The sequence below is a fragment of the Delftia sp. PX-1 genome, assembly GCF_055797465.1.
The window spans coordinates 2,531,689-2,556,737 of sequence record NZ_CP184763.1; the positions used below are offsets into that span (position 1 = coordinate 2,531,689).

25 protein-coding genes are annotated in these 25,049 nt (G+C 68.2%); 9 read left to right on the plus strand and 16 right to left on the minus strand.

Going from position 1 to position 25,049, the window contains the following annotated elements:
- Positions 1–6 precede the first annotated feature (6 nt).
- The 11 genes from prfH to ACN20X_RS11660 form a co-directional block, all read right to left on the minus strand.
- Positions 7–606 (minus strand): peptide chain release factor H, encoded by a 600-nt coding sequence (prfH, locus tag ACN20X_RS11610; RefSeq protein ID WP_017406060.1) that lies wholly within the window; start codon positions 604–606, stop codon positions 7–9.
- Positions 597–1,883, minus strand: a complete 1,287-nt coding sequence (locus ACN20X_RS11615; protein WP_473210626.1) for an RNA ligase RtcB family protein — start codon at positions 1,881–1,883, stop codon at positions 597–599. Before ACN20X_RS11615 ends, prfH begins: the two co-directional genes overlap by 10 nt.
- A gap of 399 nt (positions 1,884–2,282) precedes the next feature.
- Complete coding sequence (gene tolA / locus ACN20X_RS11620) at positions 2,283–3,425, minus strand: cell envelope integrity protein TolA (protein WP_473210627.1); 1,143 nt, start codon at positions 3,423–3,425, stop codon at positions 2,283–2,285.
- Between the two features lie 24 nt (positions 3,426–3,449).
- Positions 3,450–3,875: a biopolymer transporter ExbD gene (locus tag ACN20X_RS11625; protein ID WP_016453907.1), complete on the minus strand. Its 426-nt coding sequence runs from the start codon at positions 3,873–3,875 to the stop codon at positions 3,450–3,452.
- A 30-nt stretch (positions 3,876–3,905) separates the two neighbouring features.
- A complete protein-coding gene (gene tolQ, locus ACN20X_RS11630) occupies positions 3,906–4,610 on the minus strand; it encodes a protein TolQ (RefSeq protein ID WP_016450454.1) in 705 nt (234 codons plus the stop codon).
- On the minus strand, positions 4,607–5,023 hold the full coding sequence (gene ybgC / locus ACN20X_RS11635; protein WP_133074236.1) for a tol-pal system-associated acyl-CoA thioesterase: 417 nt from the start codon (positions 5,021–5,023) through the stop codon (positions 4,607–4,609). The genes tolQ and ybgC overlap by 4 nt, the downstream gene beginning before the upstream one ends.
- Before the next feature lie 12 nt (positions 5,024–5,035).
- On the minus strand, positions 5,036–6,220 hold the full coding sequence (locus ACN20X_RS11640; protein ID WP_016453905.1) for a pyridoxal phosphate-dependent aminotransferase: 1,185 nt from the start codon (positions 6,218–6,220) through the stop codon (positions 5,036–5,038).
- 115 nt (positions 6,221–6,335) lie between these two features.
- Positions 6,336–6,926, minus strand: coding sequence for a transcription antitermination factor NusB (nusB, locus tag ACN20X_RS11645; RefSeq protein WP_016453904.1), 591 nt, complete (start codon positions 6,924–6,926; stop codon positions 6,336–6,338).
- The gene (gene ribH, locus ACN20X_RS11650) at positions 6,923–7,393 is read right to left on the minus strand and encodes a 6,7-dimethyl-8-ribityllumazine synthase (protein ID WP_016450458.1); all 471 of its coding nucleotides are present in this window, start codon (positions 7,391–7,393) and stop codon (positions 6,923–6,925) included. Before ribH ends, nusB begins: the two co-directional genes overlap by 4 nt.
- 3 nt (positions 7,394–7,396) lie before the next feature.
- A complete protein-coding gene (ribBA, locus tag ACN20X_RS11655) occupies positions 7,397–8,518 on the minus strand; it encodes a bifunctional 3,4-dihydroxy-2-butanone-4-phosphate synthase/GTP cyclohydrolase II (protein ID WP_473210628.1) in 1,122 nt (373 codons plus the stop codon).
- 212 nt (positions 8,519–8,730) lie between these two features.
- Positions 8,731–9,045: a 2Fe-2S iron-sulfur cluster-binding protein gene (locus ACN20X_RS11660; protein WP_013803407.1), complete on the minus strand. Its 315-nt coding sequence runs from the start codon at positions 9,043–9,045 to the stop codon at positions 8,731–8,733.
- A gap of 155 nt (positions 9,046–9,200) precedes the next feature.
- On the opposite strand from ACN20X_RS11660, the gene ACN20X_RS11665 reads away from it, so the two are divergent.
- The 3 genes from ACN20X_RS11665 to gshA all read left to right on the plus strand — a co-directional run bounded on the left by ACN20X_RS11665 (position 9,201) and on the right by gshA (position 12,909).
- On the plus strand, positions 9,201–9,626 hold the full coding sequence (locus ACN20X_RS11665; RefSeq protein WP_016453902.1) for a hypothetical protein: 426 nt from the start codon (positions 9,201–9,203) through the stop codon (positions 9,624–9,626).
- 575 nt (positions 9,627–10,201) lie between these two features.
- Positions 10,202–11,113 carry an SDR family NAD(P)-dependent oxidoreductase gene (locus ACN20X_RS11670; protein ID WP_473210629.1) on the plus strand — a complete coding sequence of 304 codons (912 nt, stop codon included), beginning with the start codon at positions 10,202–10,204 and terminating at the stop codon, positions 11,111–11,113.
- Positions 11,114–11,379: 266 nt separating this feature from the next.
- A complete protein-coding gene (gene gshA, locus ACN20X_RS11675; protein WP_034348046.1) occupies positions 11,380–12,909 on the plus strand; it encodes a glutamate--cysteine ligase in 1,530 nt (509 codons plus the stop codon).
- A gap of 7 nt (positions 12,910–12,916) precedes the next feature.
- Here gshA and ACN20X_RS11680 read toward each other — a convergent pair whose 3' ends face one another.
- Together ACN20X_RS11680 and ACN20X_RS11685 are read right to left on the minus strand one after the other, a co-directional pair.
- Complete coding sequence (locus ACN20X_RS11680) at positions 12,917–13,129, minus strand: oxidoreductase-like domain-containing protein (RefSeq protein WP_016450464.1); 213 nt, start codon at positions 13,127–13,129, stop codon at positions 12,917–12,919.
- 2 nt (positions 13,130–13,131) lie between these two features.
- Positions 13,132–13,374 (minus strand): hypothetical protein, encoded by a 243-nt coding sequence (locus ACN20X_RS11685; RefSeq protein WP_013803403.1) that lies wholly within the window; start codon positions 13,372–13,374, stop codon positions 13,132–13,134.
- 168 nt (positions 13,375–13,542) lie between these two features.
- Here ACN20X_RS11685 and ylqF point away from each other — a divergent pair, with 168 nt between their 5' ends.
- Positions 13,543–14,496 carry a ribosome biogenesis GTPase YlqF gene (gene ylqF / locus ACN20X_RS11690; RefSeq protein ID WP_016453899.1) on the plus strand — a complete coding sequence of 318 codons (954 nt, stop codon included), beginning with the start codon at positions 13,543–13,545 and terminating at the stop codon, positions 14,494–14,496.
- Between the two features lie 126 nt (positions 14,497–14,622).
- Complete coding sequence (locus tag ACN20X_RS11695) at positions 14,623–16,911, plus strand: putative bifunctional diguanylate cyclase/phosphodiesterase (protein ID WP_026062425.1); 2,289 nt, start codon at positions 14,623–14,625, stop codon at positions 16,909–16,911.
- 42 nt (positions 16,912–16,953) lie between these two features.
- Here the strand turns inward: ACN20X_RS11695 and ACN20X_RS11700 are convergent, their stop codons facing one another.
- Complete coding sequence (locus ACN20X_RS11700) at positions 16,954–18,162, minus strand: M20 aminoacylase family protein (protein WP_160855472.1); 1,209 nt, start codon at positions 18,160–18,162, stop codon at positions 16,954–16,956.
- Positions 18,163–18,395: 233 nt separating this feature from the next.
- On the opposite strand from ACN20X_RS11700, the gene ACN20X_RS11705 reads away from it, so the two are divergent.
- On the plus strand, positions 18,396–19,388 hold the full coding sequence (locus ACN20X_RS11705; protein WP_473210630.1) for a DHH family phosphoesterase: 993 nt from the start codon (positions 18,396–18,398) through the stop codon (positions 19,386–19,388).
- On the opposite strand, the gene ACN20X_RS11710 is transcribed toward ACN20X_RS11705, so the two are convergent.
- On the minus strand, positions 19,328–20,197 hold the full coding sequence (locus tag ACN20X_RS11710) for a pseudouridine synthase (protein WP_473210631.1): 870 nt from the start codon (positions 20,195–20,197) through the stop codon (positions 19,328–19,330). The genes ACN20X_RS11705 and ACN20X_RS11710 overlap by 61 nt on opposite strands.
- A 228-nt stretch (positions 20,198–20,425) precedes the next feature.
- On the opposite strand from ACN20X_RS11710, the gene ACN20X_RS11715 reads away from it, so the two are divergent.
- Entirely contained in the window at positions 20,426–21,424 is a 999-nt protein-coding gene (locus ACN20X_RS11715) for a diaminopimelate dehydrogenase (protein WP_126311692.1), read from the plus strand.
- Here ACN20X_RS11715 and ACN20X_RS11720 read toward each other — a convergent pair.
- Positions 21,421–22,794, minus strand: a complete 1,374-nt coding sequence (locus ACN20X_RS11720; protein ID WP_016453893.1) for an MFS transporter — start codon at positions 22,792–22,794, stop codon at positions 21,421–21,423. The genes ACN20X_RS11715 and ACN20X_RS11720 overlap by 4 nt on opposite strands.
- Positions 22,795–22,884: 90 nt before the next feature.
- Here ACN20X_RS11720 and ACN20X_RS11725 point away from each other — a divergent pair, with 90 nt between their 5' ends.
- Positions 22,885–23,232, plus strand: coding sequence for a MoaF-related domain-containing protein (locus tag ACN20X_RS11725; RefSeq protein ID WP_012204400.1), 348 nt, complete (start codon positions 22,885–22,887; stop codon positions 23,230–23,232).
- 355 nt (positions 23,233–23,587) lie between these two features.
- Positions 23,588–25,039: a cardiolipin synthase gene (gene cls / locus ACN20X_RS11730; RefSeq protein ID WP_016453891.1), complete on the plus strand. Its 1,452-nt coding sequence runs from the start codon at positions 23,588–23,590 to the stop codon at positions 25,037–25,039.
- The last annotated feature ends 10 nt before the right edge of the window (positions 25,040–25,049 follow it).

The following is a 25,049-nucleotide window of genomic DNA, read 5'->3' on the forward strand; positions in this document are numbered from 1 at the left end:
GGGCGTTCAGGCGCGGAACACCTTCACGGGGCTGCCGCGCTCCACCTCCCAGTGCAGCTGGCTGCGCGTGCGCCGGGCCTGGCCCTCGCCCTGCGCGTTGAGGCGCGCCAGCTTCAGGGCCAGCAGCTCGCGCGCCAGCCGCTTGTTGGCGTGCTGGCTGCGCTCGCTCATGACCTTCACCGAGATCCCGCTGGGCACATGCAGGGCATGGACGGCGGAGTCCGTGGTGTTGACATGCTGGCCGCCCTTGCCCGAGGCCTTGCAGGCCTGGAAGACGATTTCGCCGTCTGCCGGCAATTGCCGGGGCGGCTCGCACTGTTGCACGGCCACGAACCAGTTCCTGCGCGGGTGGTGGGGGCGCAGGGGACTGTCGAAGACCCACTGGATGGTGCCCAGCCAGGCGCCCAGCGTGCCGTGAAGCAGGCCGGTGTCGCCCTCGCAGCGCAGCAGCACGGACCTGTAGCCGGCCGGCGTGGGCGTTTCTTCCAGCACGTCCACGGTGATGCCGCTGGCAGCGCAGTCGCGCAGCAGCTCGCGCAGGGTCAGGCGCACGGCATGCTCGCACTCGGCGGGGCCGTGGGATGCGGTCAGCTGGATCAGCAGCATTGCATGGCTCCCTTCTTGTAGGTCAGCAGGGGGCGCAGCCGCGCCACCAGCTGCACCAGGCCGGCTTCCTGCAGGCTGGCGACGACGGAGTCCACGTCCTTGTAGGCCTGGGGGGCCTCCTCGTAGACCAGTTCGCGGTCGGCGCAGACCACGGCGCTGCCGAATTTTGTGCGCAGCAGTTCGTCCAGCGTGAAGCGCGGGCGCAGGCGGCCCATGCAATCGGTACGTGCCCACTTGCGGCCCGCGCCGTGCGCCAGCGAGTGCAGTGCCTCGTCACGCCCGGCCACGGGCCGCACAAGGTAGCTGTAGTCGCCGCGCGAACCCGGGATCACCACCAGACCCTGGTCGGCCGGCGTGGCGCCCTTGCGGTGCAAAAAGCCGTCTTCGCCGCGCCAGTGGTGGGCGATCACGTGGTTGTGGGTGATGTCCAGCAGGGCCTGGCCGCGCGTGCGCAGGGCGCGCAGCAGGCGTGCCGCAATGCTGGCGCGGTTCAGTTGGGCGAAGGCGATGGCGGCCGCGTGCTGGCGCAGGTACTGCGTGGCGGCATCGCTGCTGGCGGCCAGGCCGTCGTGGCTGAAGGCCTCCACATGGGCGCGCAGGATGGCGCCGCCCAGCCCGCGCGAGCCGCTGTGCACCATGAGGTGCACGCGCTTCCTGTCGAGCGCGCCGTCCTCGTACAGCGTGTCCACCACCTGCAGTTCGGCAAAGTGGTTGCCGCCGCCAATGGTGCCCAGGCTGTCCTGCAGATACGCCAGGTCGGCCACGCCGCTGGCCTGGGCGACGTGCTCCAGCTGCTGCATGTCCACGGCATCCAGCAGTTCCTGGGGCAGGGGGCCGTCGATGTTGCCCACCGCCTTTTCCAGCTTGGGGGCCGAGGTCTTGTGCGCTGCCAGCTCCGTGCTGTACAGCGACATGCCGCAGCCGATGTCGCCGCCGACCAGGGCCGGGTAGAAGCGGCCCACGGAAAAGAAGGCCGCCCCTACCGGGTAGCCCCGGCCCGGGTGCAGGTCCGGCAGGCCCACGGCTGCGCGCATGCCGGCCAGGTTGCGGGCCGTCGTTTGAAGTTGTTGGATGGCGGCGTCTTCAATCCAGACGCCGCGGTTGGCGAACACCTGAAGATGGATGTCCGGCCCCCCTGAGTCGCTGCGCGCCTTCCCCCCTCTCGCTTCGCGGGAGGAGACGACACCCTCGGTGCGGGGCGGCCCTTCCTCGGTGTCTCTGGCTTGAGTGATTGCGGGTGCCGCGTTTGCGCCACGGAATACTATGGAATTGCCCATGAATGGCTTTCGATCGAGTGCTTGGGGCACATTCCGGCAGATGCGGAATGCGCAATGGGCAGTCGCCGCAAGCTCGATGGACAGGCATCAGGAAAAGCGCACGCGCAGCCGAAAGCCGGGCCTCTTGCGGGGCCGGAAATCAGGTCTGCAGCGTGGCCTGGAGGCGCTAGGGCTTCAAGCGTGCACGACTGCAAAGGGACGTGTCGAATGGGACATGGGTTCTCTCCTTTGCGATGGTGGACGGGTGCCGCGAATGCGGCAAAGACGGGGATGCTAGGGACAAGCGGCCGGTGCCGCAAGCGAAGTCGCAGGCGCGTGGCGGATTGCATACAACGCAAGATGGAAAAAGCCCCGCCGGCAGGTACCGGCGGGGCTTTTTGATGAAGGGCCCGTGTCCGTTCAGTCCTGCGGGCGGAAGTCGATGACCAGATCCGAGGGCACGCGGCCATCGATGTCGCGCGGCAGCGTCTCGGTCTTTTGCAGCGCGCGGATGACGGCATCGTCCCAGGCCTTGTTGCCGCTGGATTTGGCGATGGTGGCACTCGTAATGGTGCCGTCGGGTGCTGCGCGCACGCGCACCTCGGCACGCGGGTTACCGCTGATGGCGTCCGGGTAGACGATGTTGGGCCTGACGCGCGCGGCCACCTTGGCACCATAGCCGGCCGAGGGGCCTCCGGCGGAGCTGCCCGAGCCGCCGCTCTTGCTGCCACCGGCGCCTTCGCCGGCCGAGCCGCCGCTGCCGGCCAGGCCCTGCATGCGGCGGATGTTCTCCAGGCGGCGTGCCTCGGCTTCCTTGGCCTCGCGCGCTTCCTTGGCGGCCTGTTCCTTCTTGCGCTTGTCCTCGGCGGCCTTCTTCTCGGCTTCTGCCTTGGCGGCCTTTTCTTTCTCCGCCTTCTCGGCTTTCTCGCGCTCGGCCTTGTCCTTGGCAGCTTTTTCCTTGTCCGCCTTTTCCTTTTCGGCCTTGTCCTTCTTTTGCTGCTCCAGGCGTTCCTTGCGGTCCTGCTCGGCCTTGTCCTTTTTCTGCTGCTCGAGCTTGTCGCGGCGGTCCTTCTCGGCTTTTTCCGCCTTCTCGCGCTCGGCCTTGTCCTTGGCCGCCTTGTCGGCCTTTTCCTTGTCCAGGCGCTCCTGGCGTTCCTTTTCGCGCTGCTCGCGGGCGGCCTGTTCGGCGCGCTCCTTCTTTTGCTGCTCGATCTTGCGCTTCTTCTCCAGCGCGATCTCGGCCTCGCGGTCGTCGTCCACGGCCTGCGGCTTGGGAGGTGGGGGCGGCGCAATCACGGGCGCGGGCGGCGGCGGTGGCGGCTGGGGAACGGGCTCGGGCGCAGGTGGCGGGGGAGGCGCGGGCACGGGCAGGGCAGGGGCCGGCGCGGCCGTGGACCAGAACTCGGCCTCGACCATGGGCTCGTCGGCCTGCTTCGGGGGGCGCACGGTCCACAGCATGGCGGCCACGAGCAGCCCGTGCGCGGCCACGGCCATGGCCCACGAACGGGTGCGGCCGCGCGTGCGCGGCGGTGCGAACTGGTCGTGGTCTTGCAGGTTGGGCATGGAGTCGAAGGCGGGCGGCGCTGCTTACTGGGAGGACTTGACGCCGAAGGCCACGCGCTTGACGCCGGCCGATTGCAGGGCCGACATGGCGGCCATCACGGTCTCGAAGGGCAGCTTCTTGTCGGCCGAGATCAGCACGGCGCTGTCGTCGCTTTGCTGGTCCTGCCAGCTCCTGGCGACCGCGCCCAGTTCCTGGATCGTGACGGTCTTGTCGGTGCTGCCGGCCTTGATGCGGATGCCGCCGTCCTTGTCGATCATCACGTCGGCGCGCTTCGGGGGCGTGCGCGCGGCCTTGCCGGCGCTGGGCACGTTGATGGAGCCCGGCGTGAGCATGGGCGCCGTCACCATGAAGATGATGAGCAGCACCAGCATCACGTCGATGAAGGGCACCATGTTGATCTCGTTGACGGTGCGGCGGCTGCGGCCGCCGCGCGAGGCTACTGCGGGCATGTGCTCACTCCTTGCAAACTGTGCGCGACTTCAATGGCCGGACGGGGTGCTGGAGCCGGTCGCACCCACGTTGCGCTGCAGGATGTTGGAGAACTCTTCGATGAAGGTTTCCTGCTGGCTGGCCACGCGGTCGATCTGGTGGGCGTAGCGGTTGTAGGCCGTGACGGCCGGGATGGCGGCGAACAGGCCCATGGCCGTGGCCACCAGCGCCTCGGCAATGCCGGGGGCCACGGTGGCCAGCGTGATCTGCTCCATGTTGGCAAAGCCGGTGAAGGCGTGCATCACGCCCCAGACGGTGCCGAACAGGCCCACGTAGGGAGAGACCGAGCCCACGGTGCCCAGGAAGGACAGGCCCGATTCGACCTCGTCCATCTCGCGCTGGAAGCTGGCGCGCATGGCGCGGCGCGTGCCGTCCATCAACTGGTTCACATCGGCGATGCGGCGCTCGCGCAGCTTCTGGTACTCGCGCATGCCGCTGGCGAAGATGCGTTCCATGGGGCCGCCCTGCTTGGCATGGTGGGCCGCCGAGGCATAGAGGTCGTTGAGGCTGGTGCCCGACCAGAAGTCCTGCTCGAAGCCGTCGTTGAGCGTGCGCACGCGCTTCAAGGTCTGCGACTTGCGGAAGATGGTGGCCCAACTGGCCACCGAGGCGCCCACAAGGATCAGCATGACCAGCTGCACGACCCAGCTGGCCTGCAGCACGAGGCTGAGTATGGACATGTCATGGGAGTTCATGAGAGTTGCTCCAGGATGCGGTTCGGAATTCTTGCGGGGCGCATGGTCGAGCCATCCACCCATCCAATGCGGATCGTGCCTTCGCACAACAGGGGCGGCGGCGCATTGCCATCGCCGGCGGATGCCAGCAGCGCCTGCTGGCGTATTGTCAGCGAAGCGCGGCCACTGCTTTGCAGCTCGGCGGTAACAAGGAGTTGGTCATCGAGCCGGGCCGCCCGCAGGTATTGCAGCTGGGCCTGGGTTACGACAAACATGCCGCCCGTTTGTTCCCGCAGCTGCTGCTGGCCTATGCCCAGGGCGCGCAGCCACTCGGTGCGGGCGCGCTCGAAGAACTTGAGGTAGTTGGCGTAGAACACGATGCCTCCGGCATCGGTGTCCTCCCAGTAGACGCGGATGGGAAATTCGAAGCCCATGTGCGGCGGGCCTCAGGCCAGCAGGCGCTGCAGGCGGCGCACGGCCTCCTGCAGCTGTTCCATGGAGTTGGCCGTCGAAAAGCGCACGAAGTCGGCGGTCTCGAACGTGCCGAAGTCGCGGCCCGGCGTGATGGCCAGGTGGGCGCGCTCCATGACGGCGTAGGCAAAGTCCCAGCTGCCCTGGACGCCGAGCCTGGCGGCAGCGGCACGGCAGTCGGCCCAGGCGTAGAAGGCGCCGTCGGGCTGTACGGGCACGGGCAGGCCCAGGGCCTCGAGCGCGGGGATGAAGAAGTCGCGCCGGGCCTTGAACTCGGCGCGGCGGCGTTCGTACTCGGCAATGGACTCGGGCTCGAAGCAGGCCAGGGCGGCGCGCTGCGAGACGGTGCTGGCGCAGATGAAGAGGTTCTGCGCCACGCGCTCGACCACGGGCACCATGGCCTCGGGCACCACCATCCAGCCCAGGCGCCAGCCCGTCATGTTGAAGTACTTGCTGAAGCTGTTGATGCTGATCACGTCCTCGCCCAGCGCCAGCGCGGTCTGGCCGAAAGCCGCATCGTACGAAAGGCCCAGGTAGATCTCGTCGATGATGGTCAGCCCGCCCCGGGCGCGCACCACGTCAAGGATGCGGCGCAGCTCGGCCGGTGCAATCGAGGTGCCGGTGGGGTTGGAGGGCGAGGCCAGCAGCACGCCGCGCGTGTGCGCGTTCCAGGCGGCCTCGACCTTGTCGGCGCTCAGCTGGTAGCGCTCGGCCGCCGTGGTCGGCACCATCACGGCCCGGCCTTCGGCTGCGCTCACGAAGTGGCGGTTGCAGGGATAGCTGGGGTCGGGCATGAGGATTTCGTCGCCCGCGTCGATGGTCGCCAGGCAGGCCAGCTGCAGCGCGGCCGAGGCGCCGGCCGTGACCACGATGCGCCGCGCCGGCACATCCACGCCGAAGCGCTGCGCATACCAGTGGCTGATGCGCTCGCGCAGCTGGGGCAGGCCCAGGGCCGGCGTGTACTGCGTGGCGCCGTCCTGCACGGCACGGGCCGCAGCCTCCTGCACCAGCGGGGGCGCGGTGAAGTCGGGCTCGCCGATGTTCAGGAAGATCATCGGCGTGTCGCTGTCCGCGCAGCCGCGCGCCATCTCCTGCGCCGCCTTGGCGATCTCCATCACGTAAAAGGGCTCAATGCGGTCGGCGCGGGTCGAAAACTTCATGACGGGTGAAATCCTGAAAGAGGCGCCCGCGCCCGGCAGGCGCGGGCGGGCCAGGGACGGCCGGATGCGGCGGGGCCTGTGCCCCGGTGGATGCAGGCGCGTGGCAGGACGCGCTTCAGCCGGCCTGGCCGGCCGCGTCGTCGGCCGCAGGCGCGGCCGGTGCAGCAGGCGCTGCGCTGCTCTTTGCGGCGCGGTCGTGTGCCACCTCATCGGCGCGCAGCGTGGGCGCCAGGCCGTTGAGCACGGCGTTCACGTACTTGTGGCCGTCGGTGCCGCCGAATTCCTTGGCCAGCTCGATGCACTCGTTGAGTACCACGCGCCAGGGCACGTCCATGCAGTGCTGGAATTCATAGACGCCTATCCACATGCTGGCGTGCTCGATGGGCGAGATCTCGGCCATGGTGCGGTCCAGCTTGGGGGCGATCAGTGCGTCCAGGTCCACCTGGGAGTTGATGCAGCCGCGCAGCAGCGCGTCGTAGTGCACCGAGTCGGCCTTGTGAAAGCCCGACAGGTCGCGCGTGAAGCGGTCGATGGCCTCCACGTCGTTGCCGCCCACCAGGTGCTGGTACAGGGCCTGCAGCGCGAATTCACGCGCGCGGCTGCGGTTGGACTTGGAGGCGGCCTTGCGCGCGCCGGTGCTGGTCAGGCCGGTGCGGCTCTGGCGGGGAGGGCGTGCGGAGGCCGGTGTGGAGTGTTCGTCGCTCATGGTCGGTCAATGGTTTGGAGCAGGTTGGCCATTTCCACGGCGACCCGGGCCGCGTCGCGTCCCTTTTCGGTCTGGCGTGCAATGGCCTGCTCGGTGTTCTCGGTGGTGATGATCGCGTTGGCGATCGGCAGCTGGTAGTCCAGGGCCAGGCGCGTGACACCCGCACCCGATTCGTTGGCCACCAGCTCGAAGTGGTATGTCTCCCCACGGATGATGCAGCCCAGCGCCACCAGGGCGTCGTAGCGGTCGGACTCGGCCATCGCCTGCAGCGCCACGGGCACTTCCAGGGCGCCGGGCACGGTGACGTGGTCGATGTTTCCGGCCTGCACGCCCAGGGCCAGCAGCTCTTCGCGGCAGGCCTGGGTCAGGCTGTTGGTGATGCTTTCATTGAAGCGGGCCTGCACGATGCCAATGCGCAGTTGCGCACCATCAAGATTCAGGGCCTGGCCCTTTTCTGCGTTCAACATTTCTTATTCCTTGGGGATGTAGCCGCTGATTTCGAGGCCGTAGCCGGCCATGCTGGGCAGGCGGCGCGGCTGGCCCATGAGCTGCATGCGCTGCACGCCGCACTCGCGCAGGATCTGCGCGCCCACGCCATAGGTGCGCAGGTCCATGCGGCCGCGCTCGGGCGCCTGGGCGGCGCGTGCGCTGCCGTCGAACTGGGCCAGCAGCTGGTCGCCGCTTTCGCCGCAGTTGAGCAGCACGGCCACGCCGTGGCCCTGGCGGGCGATGTATTCGAGGCTGGTGTCCAGGCTCCAGGAATGCAGGGTGCGGCCGGTCTCCAGCGCATCCAGCACGGACAGCGGCTCATGCACGCGCACGGGCACGGGCGTGTCGGCATCCCACTGGCCCTTGACCAGGGCCAGGTGCACGGACTGGCTGGGCAGGTCGCGGAAGGCATGGGCGATGAACTCGCCATGCGCCGTCTGCAGCGGGCGCTCGCCGACCTTGCTGAGCAGAGTTTCGTTGCGGCTGCGGTACTGGATCAGGTCGGCAATGGTGCCGATCTTCAGGCCGTGCTCGGCAGCGAACAGCTGCAGGTCGGGCAGGCGGGCCATGGTGCCGTCGTCCTTCATGATCTCGCAGATCACGGCGGCGGGGCTGCAGTCGGCCAGGGCGGCGAAGTCGCAGCCGGCCTCGGTGTGACCGGCGCGCATGAGCACGCCGCCGTCGACGGCCTGCAGCGGGAAGATGTGGCCCGGCTGGACCAGGTCCGTGGGCTTGGAGTCCTTGGCCACGGCGGCCTGCACGGTACGGGCGCGGTCGGCGGCGGAGATGCCGGTGGTCACGCCCTCGGCCGCTTCGATGGAGACGGTGAAGGCCGTGCTGTACACGGTGCCGTTGCGCGCGGCCATGGGCGGCAGCTTCAGGTATTCGCAGCGCTCGCGCGTGAGCGTCAGGCAGATCAGGCCGCGGCCGAAGCGCGCCATGAAGTTGATCGCCTCGGGGGTGACATGGTCGGCGGCCAGCACCAGGTCGCCTTCGTTCTCGCGATCTTCCTCATCGACGAGGATGACCATGCGGCCCGCGCGCATGTCGGCAATGATGTCTTCCACCGGCGAGATGGGCACGGGGGACGTGGAGTTGTTCATGGAGTGCCTTCTGGAGGAGCCGGGTCGTGCGGACGGGGCGCGGCACACGCGCCGGCTCCCTCGGCCTGGCAGGCGTCAGAAGTGGGCTTCCAAAGAACGTGTGGCGCGGCGCAGCCGCTGTCGGCAATCGGCATGACCCGGAATGACCTTGCGAAAGCGCACATTCTATTCCAGCGGCCATCGGCCGCAGGCGGCGCGGGCTTTGGCCGGATTCAGGGGCCGGGGTCCTGCAGCACCACATCGCCTTCGGGATAGGCGATGCAGGGCAGCACGCAGCCCTCGGCCCGCTCCTCGCGCGTCACGCCCGGCCATTCGATCTCGTAGCGCACGCTGCCCGACACCAGCTGCCCGATGCAGGTGCGGCAGGTGCCGTTGCGGCAGGAACTGGGCCAGTCCACGCCGCCCTGCTCCAGCGAGTGCAACAGCGGCTGGTCGGCCCAGGCATCGACCTGCAGGCCGCTGGGCGTGAGGCGGGCGGTGAAGAAGGGCGGGGCAAAAGGGGAGGAGGCGGGGGAATCCTGGCTCATGGTTATCAAGGGGGGCTGCAATTCTGTGGGGCGAAGGGTGTTTGTACCCTGTATCGGGCTCTGTATCGGGCCTATATCAGGCAATGTCTGGCGCCAGGGGCCGGGTTGAGGTGGGTCTCCCGGGCCGCGGTCAGCGGTGCGCTAGGCTTGGCTCCATGCATATCAAGCCCTACCTCCTGCCTGTGCTCGTTTTCCTGCTGGTCGGTCCCGGTGTGGGCGTGCTGACCGTGATGCTTGTGGGCGCGGACGGTGCGCCGGTCCTGCCGGTGAACTGGCTGCTCGTCGTGTTCGGCTATGGCATAGGTGCTGTTCCTGCCGCTTTGGCGGGGGTGATCTATGTGGTCGGCTGGCCTCTCAGGGGCCTGCTCCAGGTACTGAGCACCAGGGAGTTCGGCGCCGTGCTGGGTGCGGTGAGCGGTGTCGCCGCGCTGGCTGCATGCTTTTCAGCGACCTCCGGCACGCCGTTTCCCAAATCCCTCGGCGTCTATGTCTTTCCCCTGGTTGCCGGTGCCGTCTGCGGGGCGCTTGCAGCGCATGCGCGTGATGAGGCCTGTGAGGGGAGCGGGTCGCAAGGCGTTTGAACGCGTCCGGCTGCGACGCACAGGTTTGCCTGTTTTTTGAGCAATTGGCTGGCTTGTTTGTCAAATCAATGACTTATGTTGCGAATTCGGCATTTTTGGCGGCTTGTCCACATGCTTGTCCAGTACGAATGGGGGTAAATGCGTACATGCGGGTTGCGCGGTGGATAAGCGGGACGCAGCCCGAAAATCCGGGGTCTTCTGCCCATTTTTTAAGCGATCCTCCTGTTTTTCTTTTGAATCAATGACTTGCGTGCCTTATCCCGCCCGCTGTGAAAGTTGTTCACAAGATTGTTCAGGGTGAGGCGGGATAAGTCGGGCACACGACTTGTGGATTTGATTAAAAAATAGGCAAAACGAAAAAATCTAATCAAAACAATTACTTAACCAGCCAGTCCCGAGCCTGCACATGGTTTTCCACAGGCTTGTCACGAAATGATGGGGACAAGGCCGGCGGGCCTGCCGCAGTCGCTTCGGCAACCGGAATGCGGCCGGCGTCCGTCTACATTGCTGGGTGGCCGGTGCCCTGCCATCCGGAGGGCGCAACCGGCATCCAACGACACAAAGGGAGCATCTCCATGGCGATTGAGTTTGAAGGCCGCGTGGCCATCGTGACGGGGGCCGGCGGCGGCCTGGGGCGCCTGCATGCGCTGGCGCTGGCGGCGCGCGGCGCCAAGGTGCTGGTCAATGATCTGGGCGGCGCGGTCGATGGCAGCGGCGGTTCGGCCACGGCGGCCCAGGCTGTGGTGGACGAGATCCGCGCGGCGGGCGGCCAGGCGCTGGCCAACGGCGCATCGGTCACCGATTTCGAGGCCGTGCAGGCCATGGTGCAGCAGGCCGTCGATGCCTGGGGCCGCGTGGACATCCTGGTCAACAACGCCGGCATCCTGCGCGACAAGAGCTTTGCCAAGATGGGCATGGACGACTTCCGCCTGGTGGTGGAAGTGCACCTGATGGGCGCCGCGCATTGCTGCAAGGCCGTGTGGCCGCACATGCAGGCGCAGAACTACGGGCGCATCGTGATGACCACCTCGTCCACGGGCCTGTACGGCAACTTCGGCCAGACCAACTATGGCGCGGCCAAGCTGGCCCAGGTCGGCCTCATGCAGACCCTGGCCATCGAAGGCGCCAAGCACGGCATCCATGTGAATGCGCTGGCACCCACGGCGGCCACCCGCATGACGGAAGGCCTGATGCCCGAGGCCGTGCTGGCCGCCCTCAAGCCCGAGGCCGTGGTGCCCGCCATGCTGGTGCTGGCCCACGAAAGTGCGCCCACACGCACCACGCTGTGCGCAGGCGCGGGCGGCTTCGAGGCCGCCTTCATCACGCTGACCGAAGGCGTTTACCTGGGCCAGGGCGAGCAGGTGCCGGAACAGCTGGCCGCGCAGCTGGCCCAGGTGCTGGACCGCAGCGGCGAACAGGTGCCCGCCAGCGGCGCCGCCCAGGGCACGCTGGAAGTGGGCAAGGCCATGGCTGCAGCCCGTCGATGACCAGGGGCCGGTCAGAGATTTCGCCGCTGGCCGGCCGTCCCTTGCCCGGTATCAAGGCAGCGCCGGCCGGGAGGGAGAAACTCTGACATATTCCTTTCGCTCGCGGCGATCCCATGCGGGGCAACAGGCCAAAACGCGTGGTTAAGCGGACAGGCGCCATCGCGTTTCCTGCCGTTTCTCTATCATTCGGCGTCCGGGTCGGGTCCGCCGGGAATCCTGGTGGTTTCCGTGTGGGCCGATGCCCATCAACGAATCGGTAAACAAGAATGAAAACATCGCAGGCATCCATGGCGGTTCCCGGTCCTGAGCGGCTCAAGGGCATACGCCGTGGCATAGAAAAGGAGGGCCTGCGCGTGCTGCCTTCCGGCAGCCTGGCACTGACGCCGCATCCCCTGGCGCTGGGCTCGGCGCTCACGCATCCGCACATCACCACCGACTACAGCGAATCGCAGATCGAGCTGATCACCGGCGCGCGGCTGGGCGTGCAGGAATGCCTGGACGAGCTGGTGCAGATCCACCAGTTCGTGCTGCGCAGCCTGCGCGATGCGGGTGGCGAGATGCTGTGGTCGTCCAGCATGCCCTGCCAGCTGCCCACGGACGAGACGATTCCGCTGGCGCGCTACGGCTCCTCGCACTCGGGCCGCTCCAAGAGCGTGTACCGCATGGGGCTGGGCCACCGCTATGGTCGGCGCATGCAGACGATTTCGGGCATCCACTACAACTGGTCGCTGCCCGGCGTGACCAGCGACCAGTATTTCTCGCTCATCCGCAATTTCCGGCGCCATGCCTTCGTGCTGCTGTACCTGTATGGCGCTTCGCCCGCGCTGTGTCCCTGTTTCGTCGAGGGGCGCGAGCACCGGCTGCAGCCGCTGGGCAATACGGGCCAGGCGCTGTACCTGCCCCACGCCACCTCGCTGCGCATGGGACGCCTGGGCTACCAGAGCGATGCGCAGGCCAGCATCAACGTCAGCTACAACGGCCTGGAAGGCTATGCGAATTCGCTGTACGACGCGCTGACCCAGCCCTATCCCGCCTACGAGATGCTGGGCGTGCGCAACCCGGGCGGCGACTACAACCAGCTGGGCACGGGCCTGCTGCAGATCGAAAACGAGTTCTACGGCACCATCCGCCCCAAGCGCACCGTCAGCCGCGGCGAGCGCCCGCTGCACGCGCTGCGCGAGCGCGGCGTGGAGTATGTGGAGGTGCGCCTGATGGACCTCGATCCCTTCGAGGACGTGGGCATTGCCGCGCCCACCATGCGCATGCTGGACGTGTTCCTGCTGCACTGCCTGAACGCCGACAGCCCGCCGGATACGCCGGACGAGATCGCGGAACTCAAGCACAACCAGCACCTGACGGCCGAGCGCGGCCGCGAGCCGGGCCTGCAACTGGTGCGCGCCGGCCGAGAAGTGCCGCTGCGCGACTGGGCCCATGAAGTGCTGGACCAGTGCCGACCCTACGCCCAGGCGCTGGACAGCACCCACGGCACGCAGGACTACAGCGCCGCCCTGGCCCAGGCGCTGGAGCGCCTGGAGCACCCCGAGCGCACGCCGTCGGCCCATGTGCTGGGCGAGCTGACGGGCGCATACGGCAACAGCTTTGCGAACTTCACGCTGGCCCGGTCCGAGCAGGCCCGCGACTCGCTGCTGGCCCTGCCCTGGAGCCAGGCGCAGCAGCAGCGCTTCGAGCAATGGTCGGCGCAGTCCGTGCAGGAGCAGCGCGACATCGAGGCCGCGGACACGCTGTCGTTCGAGGAATGGCGCCTGCGCTACATGGCGCCGGAGAACCTGCGCTGAGCGCGCTTTAACCCCGCCCGGCGCCCAGCGCCTGGCCTGCGTCCTCGCACCAGAACAGCACGGCGTCGTAGAAGCCCTCCCAGACGCAGCCGTTGCAGCCGCGGCCGCAGCAGCTCGTGGGCTGGGGCGGCGCAGGGCGCAGTGCAATGCCTGCGGCCTGGGCGCGCTGCTGCCACAGCTGGATCTGCGACAGCGCCTGCTCCAGCGGCCCCTGCACCATGCTCAGCGCCGCGCCTTGCTGCGGCGCACCGCAAACAGCACGATGAAGGCCGTGCCCAGCAGCAGGGCGAACCAGCCGACCAGGTACGACTGGGCCATCATCTGCACGATGCCCCCGGGCGCCATGAACTGTGGCGCCAGCAGAATCACCAGCCCGATCACGGCGCAGGTCACGCCCTTGATCAGCAGTTCGATGTCTGCCTTGCGCGAGGCGGAGCGGGACGAGGGGGTATCGGGCAAGGACATGGGCAGTGAGGCTGGGCGTAAAAGCGGGGGACAATTGCGGCTTGCGCAAGAAAAAATGGAAGTCTGCGGGTTGCGCCGGGGCGCCGCGCGTTGTTGCATCCTGTCTGCGCAAGCCATGAATTATCCTTGCGCCCCTGCCAGTCCCCCCGTTTCCCAGAAAGTAATCCCATGGCCATACAGTGGTTCCCCGGTCACATGAATCTCACGCGCAAGGTGATCACCGAGCGCGTCAAGGAAATCGATGTGGTCATCGAAGTGCTGGATGCGCGCCTGCCGGGGTCGAGCAGCAACCCGCTGCTGCAGGAGCTGACGGGCCACAAGCCGCGCCTGCAGGTGCTCAACAAGCAGGACCTGGCCGATGCCGCGCGCACGCCGCTGTGGCTGGACTGGTACAACGCCCAGAGCGACACGCGCGCCATTGCGCTGGACGCCTCCGAGCCCGCGCCCACGCGCCGGCTGATCGAGGCCTGCAAGCTGCTGGCGCCGAACCGTGGCGGCATGGCCAAGCCCATGCGCGTGCTGATCTGCGGCATCCCCAACGTGGGCAAGTCCACGCTGATCAACTCCATGAGCGGCAAGCGGCAGGCCAAGACGGGGGACGAGGCCGGCATCACCAAGCTGGAGCAGCGCATCGTGCTGGCCGACGACTTCTACCTCTGGGACACGCCCGGCATGCTGTGGCCGCGCATCATCGTCGAGCAAAGCGGCTACAACCTGGCCGCCAGCGGCGCCGTGGGCCGCAACGCCTATGACGAGGAACTGGTGGCGCTGGAGCTGCTGGGCTATCTGCAGAAGAACTACGCGGACATGCTGGAGGCGCGCTACAAGCTGGGCCTGGACAACGAACGCATCGCCGCCCTGCACGACGACGAGCTGCTGGACGCCATCGGCCGGCGCCGCGGCGCCATGATGGGCGGCGGACGTGTCAATGTGCAAAAGGCGGCCGAGCTGGTGCTCACGGATTTCCGCGCAGCGGTCCTGGGCCGCATCACGCTGGAGACGCCCGAGGAGTACGCGCAATGGCTGGCCGTGGGCCAGCAGCGCGATGCCGAGCGCCAGGCGCGCAAGGACGCCGTCAAGGCGCGCAAGCGGCCGCCGCGCGAGCGCAAAAGCGCGCCCTGAACCGGCGCCCGCATACCCTGTTTGGTGCAAGAGCGCGTCCGACCGGGGCGGTGGCACAACCACCACAGCCGCAGGCGGCGCCGACCGCTAGCATGTTGAGTGTTCTTTCTCTGTTGGGGCTTTTTCATGCGGCGTCATCGAGTCGAGGCGGAAACCCATTTGTCCCTGCGCAGGGTGGTCCTGGTGGGCAGCATATGGATCACCAGCCTCACCGTGATGCTGGCCATGGCGCTGCTGATGCAGGACCCCGTTCCCTGGCTCAGCGTGCGGCTGAACCTGGTTGCCGCAGGCGTGAGCTTCGGTGCCGTGCTGCTGGGCTGGCGCCGGCACTGGCGGCTGGCCTCCAATGTGCTTGTCTGGGGCACCTGGACGGCGGCCGTGACCGTGGTGGCCGCCACGGGCGGCGTGCAAAGCGGCTCGGTGCTGGCCTTTCCTGCCCTGCTGGTCATGTGCGCCTGGGTGCTGGGCGTGCGCACCACGCTGGTCATGCTGGTCCTGTCCGTGCTGACCATGGCCGGTTTCTGGGTGGCGGGCCGGGAAGGCGTTGACTGGATCGGCCAGCGCGAGACCTCGCCCGTGTTCTCCATGCTCTACTTCGTGGGCATGCTGGGGCTGACGGGCACGGTCACGCTGATGGCGCGGCGCAGCCTGATCCGCCGCGCCCAGGAGCTGCAGGACACACTGGGCGCGCTGGAGCAGCACCAGGACGATCTGCGCAAGTTCTACCGCGCCGTGGAGCAGAACCCCGAGAGCATCGTCATCACCGACGTGCACCAGAACATCGTCTATGTGAACGAGGCCTTTTTGCAGCGCACGGGCTTTGCGCGCAACGAAGTCCTGGGCCAGCCCACGCACCGCTACTCCACCATGGGGCTGGATGCTCCGGCCTGGGAAGAGGCGCTGCACCAGCTGGGCCGGGGCGCGCTGTGGCGTGGCCAGATGACCAACCGCACGCGCCAGGGCGAGGACCTGCCCGAGGCCGTGCTCGTGGCGCCGATACGGGCCTCGGACGGCAGCATCGTCAACTATGTGGAGCTCAAGCAGGACCTGTCCGAGCGCATGCGCGCGGAGCGCCAGATCCATGCGCTGGCGCATTTCGATGCGCTCACCGGCCTGCCCAACCGCCTGTCGCTGACCCAGCGGCTGCGCGCGCTGGCGCGCGAGTTCCGCGAGGGCGGCAAGGGGGGCGAGCCGCGCCACGGCCTGCTGCTGCTGGACATGGACCGCTTCACGGCCTTCAACGACGTGCGCGGCACGGTGCGCGGCGACGCGCTGCTGGGCGCACTGGCGCTGCGCCTGGCCGATGCCCTGCCCGACGGCGTGCTGCTGGCCCGCATGGGCGCCGACGAATTCGCCGTGCTGCTGGAGAAGGCAGGCCACGAGGCCGCCGAGGTCGACCAGCACATGCGCGCCCTGGCCCAGGTGCTGCAGGACGCGCTGGAGCGGCCGCTGTGGCTGGAGGAAACCGGCGAGGAAGTGCAGGCCAGCTGCAGCATTGGCGCGGCCAGCTTTGCCGCCTCGCGCACCGACAGCGGTGGCCATGACGTGTTGCGCCGCGCCGGCGTGGCCCTGCACCAGGCCAAGCAGGCCGGTCTGGGCCAGGTCGTCATCTTCCAGCCCGACATGGCCGAGGCCGTGGGCAAGCGCTTTCGCATCGAAAAGGACCTGCGCCGCGCCATCCCTGCCGGTGAGCTGCAGCCCTACCTGCAGTCCCAGGTGGACCGCATGGGGCGCTGCGTGGGCGCCGAGGTGCTGGTGCGCTGGAACCATCCGCGCCTGGGCATGGTCGAGCCCGGCGACTTCATTGCCGTGGCAGAGGAGTCGGACCTGATCGTGCAGCTGGGAGACTGGATGCTGGAGCAGGCCTGCCGCATGCTGGTGCGGCCCGAATTCGTGCAGCACGGCTGGCGGCTGTCGGTCAACGTCAGCTGGCGGCAGTTCCGCCAGCCCGATGTGGTGAACAAGCTCAAGCGTATCCTGGCCACCACCGGCGCCGACCCGCGCCGGCTGACGCTGGAGGTCACGGAAAGCGTGGTCATGCGCGACGTGGACGAGGCGCGCGAGCGCATGACCGAGCTGCAGCTGCTGGGCGTGGAGATGGGGCTGGACGACTTCGGCACCGGCTATTCATCGCTGGCCTATCTGCAGCGGCTGCCGTTCCGTGAACTCAAGATCGACAAGTCCTTTGTGCAGGACTGCCATGCCTCGCCCGGCAATGCCGCCATGGTCGAGGCCATTTTGCTCATGGCCCGTCGCCTGCACCTGCGCGTGGTGGCCGAAGGCGTGGAGACCGAGGAGCAGGCCGGCACCCTGCGCGCCTGGAACCAGGATGTGCTGTTCCAGGGCTACCACTACGGCCGGCCGCTGCCTGCCGCCGAGTGGGTGGATCTTCAAGTGGGGGCGGCCGGCGTGTGAGGCCGTAGGCACGCCAGGGTCGCGGCCCTGGCGCGGCCTGTCTCAGTCCCTGGCCTGGTTGGCGGGCTGCTCCAGCCAGCGGCGCGCCAGCAGGTCCCAAAAGCGTGCGCCACGTCCCAGGTTGTCGTCGTTGAAGTCGTAGCCGGGATTGTGCAGGCCCACGCCGGGCTGGCCCGTGGCGGGACCGTTGCCTATCCAGCCATAGGCGCCGGGCACGGCCTCGAGCATGAAGCCGAAGTCCTCGGCCGTCATGGCCGGCAGGATGTCGGCGTGGGTGCGGTCCTCGCCCACCGCCTCGCGCATCACATCGGCCATGAAGCGGGCCTCGTGCGCGTGGTTGGTGGTGTTGGGATAGCCGGGCTTGAGGATGAACTCGGCGCGGCACAGATGGGCGGCCGCCACATGCTCGCTGATGCGCTGCATGCCTTCGATGAACATCTGCTGCGTCTCGGTCCTGAGGGCGCGCACCGTGCCGAAGATGCTGGCCTCGTCGGGAATGATGTTCTCCACCGTGCCGCTGGTGATCTTGCCCACGGTGAGCACGGCGCTGTCCAGCGGATCGGTGCTGCGCGACACCAGGGTCTGCAGCTGGCCGACGATGGCGCAGGCCACGGGAATCGGGTCCAGCGTGGTGTGGGGCATGGCAGCGTGCCCGCCCTTGCCGTGCACGCGGATCTCGAAACGCAGCGTGGACGCCATGATGGGCCCCACGCGCACCGCCATTTCGCCGGCAGGCAGGGCCGGCCAGTTGTGCAGGGCGAACACGGCCTCGCAGGGGAATCGCTCGAACAGGCCATCGTCCATCATGGCCTTGGCGCCTGCGCCGCCTTCCTCGGCGGGCTGGAAGATCAGGTGCACCGTGCCATCGAAATCGGGCTGCTGCGCCAGCAGCGTGGCCGCACCCAGCAGCATGGTGGTATGGCCGTCATGGCCGCAGGCATGCATGCAGCCCGGGTTCTGGCTGGCGTGGCCGAAGGCATTGAGTTCCGTCACCGGCAGCGCATCCATGTCGGCACGGATGCCGAGGCTGCGGCCCGGGTTGGCGGCGCTGCGCCCCCGGCCGTGGATGCTTGCCACCACGCCGGTCCTGCCCAGCCCGCGATGCACCTGCAGCCCCAGCGCCTGGAGATAGGCCGCCACCTTGTCGCCGGTGCGGTGCTCCTCGTAGCGCAGCTCGGGGTGGGCATGCAGGTCGTGGCGGAACTTCAGCAGGGAGCCGAGATGGGGGGTGATGTCGGGTGTGGATCGCATACAGGGGCCGCGACGGCCTGCACGCCAAGCGGGTCCGCAGGCGGTCGCAGCAATTCAATGACAAGGCGGACATGATAGGTCCTGGGGTTTGCCTATGCCGTCTGCCGCGCCGATAGGCCTTGTGCTGCCGAGGCTTTGCGCTACGTTCTTTGATAGCTGCCCGCGCAATGCCCTGGCCCGGGAGTTGGCGCAGATGCAGGGGAATGGCGCCAGGACCGACAATCGCCCCCATCATGAAAAACACCATCCTGCCCCTGCAATTGTTCGTGCGTCCCGAGCATGACGATCCCCAGCCCCTGATCCTGTACCACGGCCGCCGCTGCCCGGACGGCTATGGCGCGGCGCTGGCGGCCTGGCTGTTCTACGGCGGGCAGGCCGAATTCCGCGGACTGGACCATGGCGAGATCCAGAAGGCCGACGACCTGGGCGAGCTGGCCGGCCGCGCGGTCTACGTGCTGGACTTCGCCTTCGAGCCCGAGCTGATGGCCGAGATCGAGTCGCGCGTGTCCAAGCTCGTGGTGCTGGACCACCACAAGAGCGCTGCCGAAAAGCTCACCGGCTACCAGTGCCGCTGCGGCGTCGTGCACTTCGACATGAACAAGTCCGGCGCGCGCCTGGCCTGGGAGTTCTTCCAGGCCGACAAGCCCGTGCCGGGCCTGATCCGCTTCATCGAGGACCGCGACATCTGGAAGTGGGAATTCGCCGAGAGCGCGGGCTTTCTCGCGGCGCTGGACATGGAGCCGCGCAGCTTCGAGCGCTGGGCCGAGATCGCGGCCTTCACGCCCGAGCAGGAAGCTGCCTTCATGGCACGCGGCGGCGCCATGGACGAGAAATTCCAGAAGCTGTGCGCCGACATTTCCGAGTCCGCCCAGCCCCTGGTCTTCAACGGCATGCAGGGCCTGATGGTCAACTGCCCCGGCATGTTCCACAGCCAGGTCGGCGACCTGCTGGCGCGCCAGAGCGGCAGCTTCGCGCTGATGTGGCATGCCAGCACCAAGGGCGTGAAGGTCGGGCTGCGATCGCGCTCGGAGTTCAACTGCATTGCGCTGGCCGAAAGCTTCGGCGGCGGCGGCCATGCCCAGGCCTGCGGCTTCAAGATGGGCAACGAGCGCCTGGTGGAGCTGCTGTCGGGCGTGCTCAAGGCCGATGCCTCGGCCGACTACGCCTACGTGGCCGCGCCGCTGATGGAGCAGCCTGAAGCGGGCGCACCTGCCGAAGCTGCCTGATCCAGCCCGGCCGTCGTCGGCAGGCCCGCACAGGCCTGCCAGCCGGGCAGGGCACACAGCGCGCGCCAGTGCTGCACATCGGGCACATGGCCCAGCCGGCTCCAGTCGGCCTCGAAGCGCAGCGGCTCGCCCGTCATCGGGTGCGCCAGCTCCAGTGCATGGGCATGCAGCCACAGCCGCTGCAGGCCCAGGCGCTCGGCCCACCAGCGGTTCAGCGGCCCCTTGCCGTGCGTGGCGTCGCCAATGATGGGATGGGCCACATGCTTGAGATGGCGGCGTATCTGGTGGCGGCGGCCCGTGGCAGGCAGCGCCTGGACCAGCGAGATCCGCGTGGCCGCATGGCGCGGATCAAAGGCCTCGGGCCATTCGAGCCGGGCCAAGCAGCGCAGCGAAGTCCGTGCGGGCTGGGCTGGCGCGTCCTCGGGCGCATCGTCGGGTCGGAGGGCATGGTCCACCTCCACCGCATCGGGCAGCCAGCCGCGCACCAGCGCCAGGTATTGCTTGCGCACTTGCTGCCCGGCAAACGCCTGGCCCAGCCGCTGCGCGGCCTGGGCATGCAGGGCCATCACCAGCACGCCGCAGGTGCCCTTGTCCAGCCGGTGCGCAGGGTGCACATGGCAGCCCAGCTGGTCGCGCAAGGTCTGCAGCACGAAGCGCGTCTCGTGCGCGTCCAGTCCCGTGCGGTGCACCAGCCAGCCTGCGGGCTTGTAGACCGCCACCAGGTGCTCGTCGCGCCAGAGGATGTGCAGCGGTGCGTCGCCGCACTCCGAGGGCAGCGGCTGGGCGATGGGGGATGAGGGCTGGGACATGAGGGCGTGAGTGTAGGCGCTGCTGTCCACCACGGCCCACGACCCTCTCCCAATGCCCCTGCCCAACATCGCCGCTCAGTACCCCCGCGCAGGGCAACGCAGTGCTGCCCGGCAGTGCACGACTGGCGGCTCCGTGGCGATGCAAGATCGCGCCTGGTTCTGCGCTGGCGCATGAACCTCATTTTCGAGCCGCAGTTTTTGAACCTCATCGCAAAGGCACCGCACCGCATGGACCATCGCAGCACCGCTCCCATACGCATCGCCATCGTCGGCCACGGCAACCTGGGCCGTGGCGTGGAGGCGGCCATTGCCCGCAACCCCGACATGGTGCTGGCCGGCATCTACACCCGCCGCGATCCGGCGCAGCTGCGTCCGCTGCAGCCCGGCACGCCCGTGCACGACATGGACAGCCTGCTGGCCCATCGCGCAGGCATCGACGTGCTGGTGCTGTGCGGCGGCTCCAAGGACGACCTGCCGCAGCAGTCCCCCGCGCTGGCCGCACATTTCAGCCTGGTGGACAGCTTTGACACGCATGCGCGCATTCCCGGGCATTTCGAGCTGGTCGACGCGGCGGCCCGCGCGGCGGGCACCACGGCGCTGATCTCGGCCGGCTGGGACCCGGGCATGTTCTCCCTGCAGCGCCTCATGGGCGAGGCCCTGCTGCCCGATGGCGCCACCTACACCTTCTGGGGCAAGGGCCTGAGCCAGGGTCACTCCGACGCCATCCGCCGCATTCCCGGCGTGGCCGGCGGCGTGCAGTACACCATTCCCGTGGACGAGGCCGTGCAGCGCGTGCGCAGCGGCGTGCGGCCCGAACTGTCTGCGCGCGAGCGGCACCGGCGCGAGTGCTTTGTGGTGCTGGAGCATGGGGCCGATGCCGACGGCGTGCGCCAGGCCATCACCGGCATGCCGCATTACTTCGACGAGTACGACACCACGGTGCACTTCATCAGCGCGCAGGAGCTGGCCCGTGACCATGCGGCCATGCCGCATGGCGGCTTCGTCATCCGCAGCGGCAGCAGCTCCGATGGGCTGCGCCATTCCATCGAATACCGGCTGCAGCTGGACAGCAACCCGGAGTTCACGGCCAGCGTGCTCGTGGCCTATGCGCGCGCCGTGCACCGGCTGCAGCAATCGGGGCAGACGGGCTGCAGGACCGTCTTTGACGTCGCGCCCGGCCTGTTGTCGCCCAAAACTGCGCAGCAGCTGCGGGCCGAGCTGCTTTAGCCCTGGCCCACGCGGGCCGCGTCTTCCAGCCGGTCCACGTCGCGCAGCGGCTTGAACAGGGTCATCCAGCTGCCGACCACGCCCAGCGTGCACAGGCTGCCCACCACGGCAGCGGGCACCGCGCCCAGCCAGGCGGCGCTGGTGCCGGCACGGAACTCGCCCAGTTCGTTGGACGAGCCGATGAACAGCATGTTCACCGCGTTCACGCGCCCGCGCATGGAGTCGGGCGTGGAAAACTGCACCAGGGCCGAGCGGATGTACACGCTCACCATGTCGGCCGCACCCGCCAGCATCAGCGCCGCCATGGACAGCCAGAACCAGTGCGACAGCGCAAACACCAGATTGGCCACGCCGAAGATGGCCACGGCGGCGAACATCACGCGGCCCACATGGCGCTGTATGGGGCGGGCCGACAGCCACAGGCCCATGGCCACCTCGCCCACGGTCATGGACGAGCGCAGCAGGCCCAGGCCTTCGGGCCCGACCTTGAGCACCTCGTGCGCGTACACGGGAAGCAGGGCCACCACGCCGCCCAGCAGCACGGCGAACAGGTCCAGCGAAATCGTGCCCAGGATGATGGGGCGCGTGCGGATGAAGTGGATGCCTTCGCCAAAGCGCAGCCACAGCGAGCCGCCGGCCGGCGCCATGGCTTCGGCATAGCGCACGGGCACCGTGCCCAGCAGCAGCACGGCCAGCACCAGGGACACGCCGCAGACCGCATAGGTCAGCACGGCGCCGCCCCAGGCGTAGAGCAGGCCGCCCAGCACGGGCGCCGCGATGGCGGCCGTGCGCATCAGCATGCTGTTGGTGGCCAGCGCCTGGGCCAGCTGCTCGCGCGGCACGATCTGCGGCAGCAGGCTTTGCAGGGCCGGCCCCGTGAAGGCGCGGCTGCAGCCGAACAGCACCAGCACGGCGTAGATCCAGTGCACATCGTGCGCGGCAGCGCCTTCGTGCCAGGACAGCCACAGCAGCAGCAGGGAGCACAGCGCCGCCACGGCCCAGCTGCCCGACAGCAGGCGCTTGCGGCTCATGCGGTCGCTGAGGTCGCCTGCCGGAATCAGCAGCGCCAGCATGGGCAGGAACTGGGCCAGTCCCACATAGGCCAGGGACATGGGGTCGCGCGTCAGGTCGTAGACCTGCCAGGCGACGACCACGGCCTGCATCTGCTGGGCGAACATGGACAGCATGCGCGCCATGACGAAAGGGACGAAGGCGCTGTTGCGCAGGCCGGCGGCGGGGCTGTCGGCCGAAGAGGGGGGAAGCGGGGAGGAGGGCAAGATCGGAAGTCCGTGGCAGAGCACGCGCAGTATCTGCGAAATGCCGCCGCCCTGCAGGCCGGACCGCCTGCGCCATGCTGCCGACGAAGGCATGCGGCCTGCTCCCACAAACACCGGGGACGCGGCGCGTGAACATGCCATCACGGGTCAGGCCAGAACCCCGCATCAGAGGAGCAACACACCATGTCCATGTTGTCCATGCAATACGCCGGCACCTTGATCGGGCGCGAAGCGGTCATCGATTTCCCCGATAGCAAGGCTGATGTGCGGTACACGCCGCAGGGCCAGATGGTCTGGCATGTGGTCGATTCCCTGGGCCATGTGTCCGACGGCTGCGAACGGCTCAGCTACCTGCAGGTCAGCGACAGCCTGCACTTCCTCAACTGGATCGAGAAAACCGGTTTCACCGTCAGCCAGGTCATAGACACGGCGCAGGGAACGGTGCAGGCCTTCTGGTCCTTTGCCGATCCGGCCAGCGAGGGCGGCCACCGGTCCTCCATGTTCGTCGAAGGCCGTTTCCGCTTTCGCTGAGAACCCTGCCGGTGCTGCGTGAAACATTGCGGCGGCGGCGCAACATGCCTGTTTTTTGAGCGCCACCGGCAAAGCCAAGGCTGGCGCCGCAAACACGGGTTGTCCCGAAGCTTGTCCACAGGCAGGCCCACAGTCGCTGGGCATAACCGTCACGCCATCGTCATTTTCTTCATCCAACGGAAAAGTTCCGTGGGATGTGTGCGTGTACTTTCGTCATGATTCAGGTTTTTCGTGGAATTCTGTTCCTGTATCCATGACCGGTGTGCAGCCGCCCGCCGCAGATCAAGGCCCGTGCCCCCGTGAAACATTGCGCGCCTGAGAAACAGGTCCGCAATGCCGCCGCTATGCTGGCCGCATGACCTGGCTGCTTATCGCATTGCATCTGCTGCTCATCGCGGGTTTCGGCCTGCGCATCCTTTTGCGTGACGATGTGCGCCCCGACGTTCGCATGGGCTGGCTCACCGTCATCGTGCTGCTGCCCTACGTCAGTTGCGCGCTGTACTACCTGTTTGGCGAAGTCACGCTGCGCCGCCGCGGCCGGGCCCGGTACCGCAAGGTGCAGGACTTCGCCGCAGGCGCTGCCATGGACCACGGCGCCGCCGTGCCGATAGCGGGCATCGCCCCGCAGTGGCAGGCTGCCTTCGGCTATGCGGCCTCCATCAACCGCTTTGCCGCGCAGCCGGGCCACACCGCGCAGCTCATGGCCGATGGCGCCGAGGCCCGCGCCCGCATGCTGGCCGACATGGACGCCGCCCAGCATGAAATCAACGTGCTGTACTACATCTGGCTGGCTGATCACACGGGCACGGCCGTGGCCCAGGCGCTGGTGCGCGCGGCACGGCGTGGCGTGGTCTGCCGCGCCATGGTGGACGGCCTGGGCTCGCGCGCGCTGCTGCGCACCGACCTCTGGCAGCAGATGGCCCAGGCGGGCGTGCAACTGGCCGTGGCCCTGCCCACCAGCCATCCGATCCGCGTGATGTTCACCAGCCGCCTGGACCTGCGCAACCACCGCAAGATCACCGTGATCGACCAGCGCATCACCTACTGCGGCAGCCAGAACTGCGCGGATGAAGCCTTTGCCGTCAAGGCCCGCTATGCGCCCTGGGTCGATGTCATGCTGCGCATGCAGGGTCCGGTGGTGGCGCAGATGCAGCAGGTGTTCGCCAGCGACTGGGCGCAGGCACGCAGCGTCGCCCAGGTTCCTCCCATGCCGTTGGCTGTCCGGTCCGCAAACGGTCTGCCCGACCGGCCTGCAGACGGCTTTGCCGCCGTCGTCATTGCCGAAGGCCCGGCCGAGCGGCCCCGCTCCACCTCGCAGCTCGTGTCCACGCTGCTGGCCAGCGCACGGCGCGAGGTCGTGATCTCCACCCCTTACTTCATTCCCGACGCCACGGTGCTCGAGGCCCTGTGCGCCGCCGCCTGGCGCGGCGTGCAGGTCAGTCTCATCCTGCCCGCGCGCAACGATTCGTGGATCGTGGGCGCGGCCAGCCGCAGCACCTACCGCTACCTGCTGCGTGCCGGCGTCATGCTCCATGAATTCCGCCCCGGCCTGCTGCATGCCAAGACCCTGTGCGTGGACGGGCAGGTGGCTTTGCTGGGCTCCACCAACCTGGACCTGCGCAGCTTCGACCTGAACTTCGAGAACAATGTGCTGCTGCAGGACGAGGCCGTGACCCAGGCCATCCGCCGGCGCCAGGCCGACTACATCCGCCAGTCCGACCGCATCACCGCCGCCCAGGTCCACGCCTGGCCCTGGGGCCGGCGCATCTGGAACAACCTGCTGGCGATGCTCAGTCCGGTGCTGTGAGGCGCAGCCC

Excerpts from the sequence above, each read along its gene's own strand:
- prfH (WP_017406060.1), bottom strand. The coding sequence starts at position 606 with ATGCTGCTGATCCAGCTGACCGCATCCCACGGCCCCGCCGAGTGCGAG.
- ACN20X_RS11615 (WP_473210626.1), bottom strand. The coding sequence starts at position 1,883 with ATGGGCAATTCCATAGTATTCCGTGGCGCAAACGCGGCACCCGCAATC.
- tolA (WP_473210627.1), bottom strand. The coding sequence starts at position 3,425 with ATGCCCAACCTGCAAGACCACGACCAGTTCGCACCGCCGCGCACGCGC.
- ACN20X_RS11625 (WP_016453907.1), bottom strand. The coding sequence starts at position 3,875 with ATGCCCGCAGTAGCCTCGCGCGGCGGCCGCAGCCGCCGCACCGTCAAC.
- tolQ (WP_016450454.1), bottom strand. The coding sequence starts at position 4,610 with ATGAACTCCCATGACATGTCCATACTCAGCCTCGTGCTGCAGGCCAGC.
- ybgC (WP_133074236.1), bottom strand. The coding sequence starts at position 5,023 with ATGGGCTTCGAATTTCCCATCCGCGTCTACTGGGAGGACACCGATGCC.
- ACN20X_RS11640 (WP_016453905.1), bottom strand. The coding sequence starts at position 6,220 with ATGAAGTTTTCGACCCGCGCCGACCGCATTGAGCCCTTTTACGTGATG.
- nusB (WP_016453904.1), bottom strand. The coding sequence starts at position 6,926 with ATGAGCGACGAACACTCCACACCGGCCTCCGCACGCCCTCCCCGCCAG.
- ribH (WP_016450458.1), bottom strand. The coding sequence starts at position 7,393 with ATGTTGAACGCAGAAAAGGGCCAGGCCCTGAATCTTGATGGTGCGCAA.
- ribBA (WP_473210628.1), bottom strand. The coding sequence starts at position 8,518 with ATGAACAACTCCACGTCCCCCGTGCCCATCTCGCCGGTGGAAGACATC.
- ACN20X_RS11660 (WP_013803407.1), bottom strand. The coding sequence starts at position 9,045 with ATGAGCCAGGATTCCCCCGCCTCCTCCCCTTTTGCCCCGCCCTTCTTC.
- ACN20X_RS11665 (WP_016453902.1), top strand. The coding sequence starts at position 9,201 with ATGCATATCAAGCCCTACCTCCTGCCTGTGCTCGTTTTCCTGCTGGTC.
- ACN20X_RS11670 (WP_473210629.1), top strand. The coding sequence starts at position 10,202 with ATGGCGATTGAGTTTGAAGGCCGCGTGGCCATCGTGACGGGGGCCGGC.
- gshA (WP_034348046.1), top strand. The coding sequence starts at position 11,380 with ATGAAAACATCGCAGGCATCCATGGCGGTTCCCGGTCCTGAGCGGCTC.
- ACN20X_RS11680 (WP_016450464.1), bottom strand. The coding sequence starts at position 13,129 with ATGGTGCAGGGGCCGCTGGAGCAGGCGCTGTCGCAGATCCAGCTGTGG.
- ACN20X_RS11685 (WP_013803403.1), bottom strand. The coding sequence starts at position 13,374 with ATGTCCTTGCCCGATACCCCCTCGTCCCGCTCCGCCTCGCGCAAGGCA.
- ylqF (WP_016453899.1), top strand. The coding sequence starts at position 13,543 with ATGGCCATACAGTGGTTCCCCGGTCACATGAATCTCACGCGCAAGGTG.
- ACN20X_RS11695 (WP_026062425.1), top strand. The coding sequence starts at position 14,623 with ATGCGGCGTCATCGAGTCGAGGCGGAAACCCATTTGTCCCTGCGCAGG.
- ACN20X_RS11700 (WP_160855472.1), bottom strand. The coding sequence starts at position 18,162 with ATGCGATCCACACCCGACATCACCCCCCATCTCGGCTCCCTGCTGAAG.
- ACN20X_RS11705 (WP_473210630.1), top strand. The coding sequence starts at position 18,396 with ATGAAAAACACCATCCTGCCCCTGCAATTGTTCGTGCGTCCCGAGCAT.
- ACN20X_RS11710 (WP_473210631.1), bottom strand. The coding sequence starts at position 20,197 with ATGTCCCAGCCCTCATCCCCCATCGCCCAGCCGCTGCCCTCGGAGTGC.
- ACN20X_RS11715 (WP_126311692.1), top strand. The coding sequence starts at position 20,426 with ATGGACCATCGCAGCACCGCTCCCATACGCATCGCCATCGTCGGCCAC.
- ACN20X_RS11720 (WP_016453893.1), bottom strand. The coding sequence starts at position 22,794 with ATGCCTTCGTCGGCAGCATGGCGCAGGCGGTCCGGCCTGCAGGGCGGC.
- ACN20X_RS11725 (WP_012204400.1), top strand. The coding sequence starts at position 22,885 with ATGTCCATGTTGTCCATGCAATACGCCGGCACCTTGATCGGGCGCGAA.
- cls (WP_016453891.1), top strand. The coding sequence starts at position 23,588 with ATGACCTGGCTGCTTATCGCATTGCATCTGCTGCTCATCGCGGGTTTC.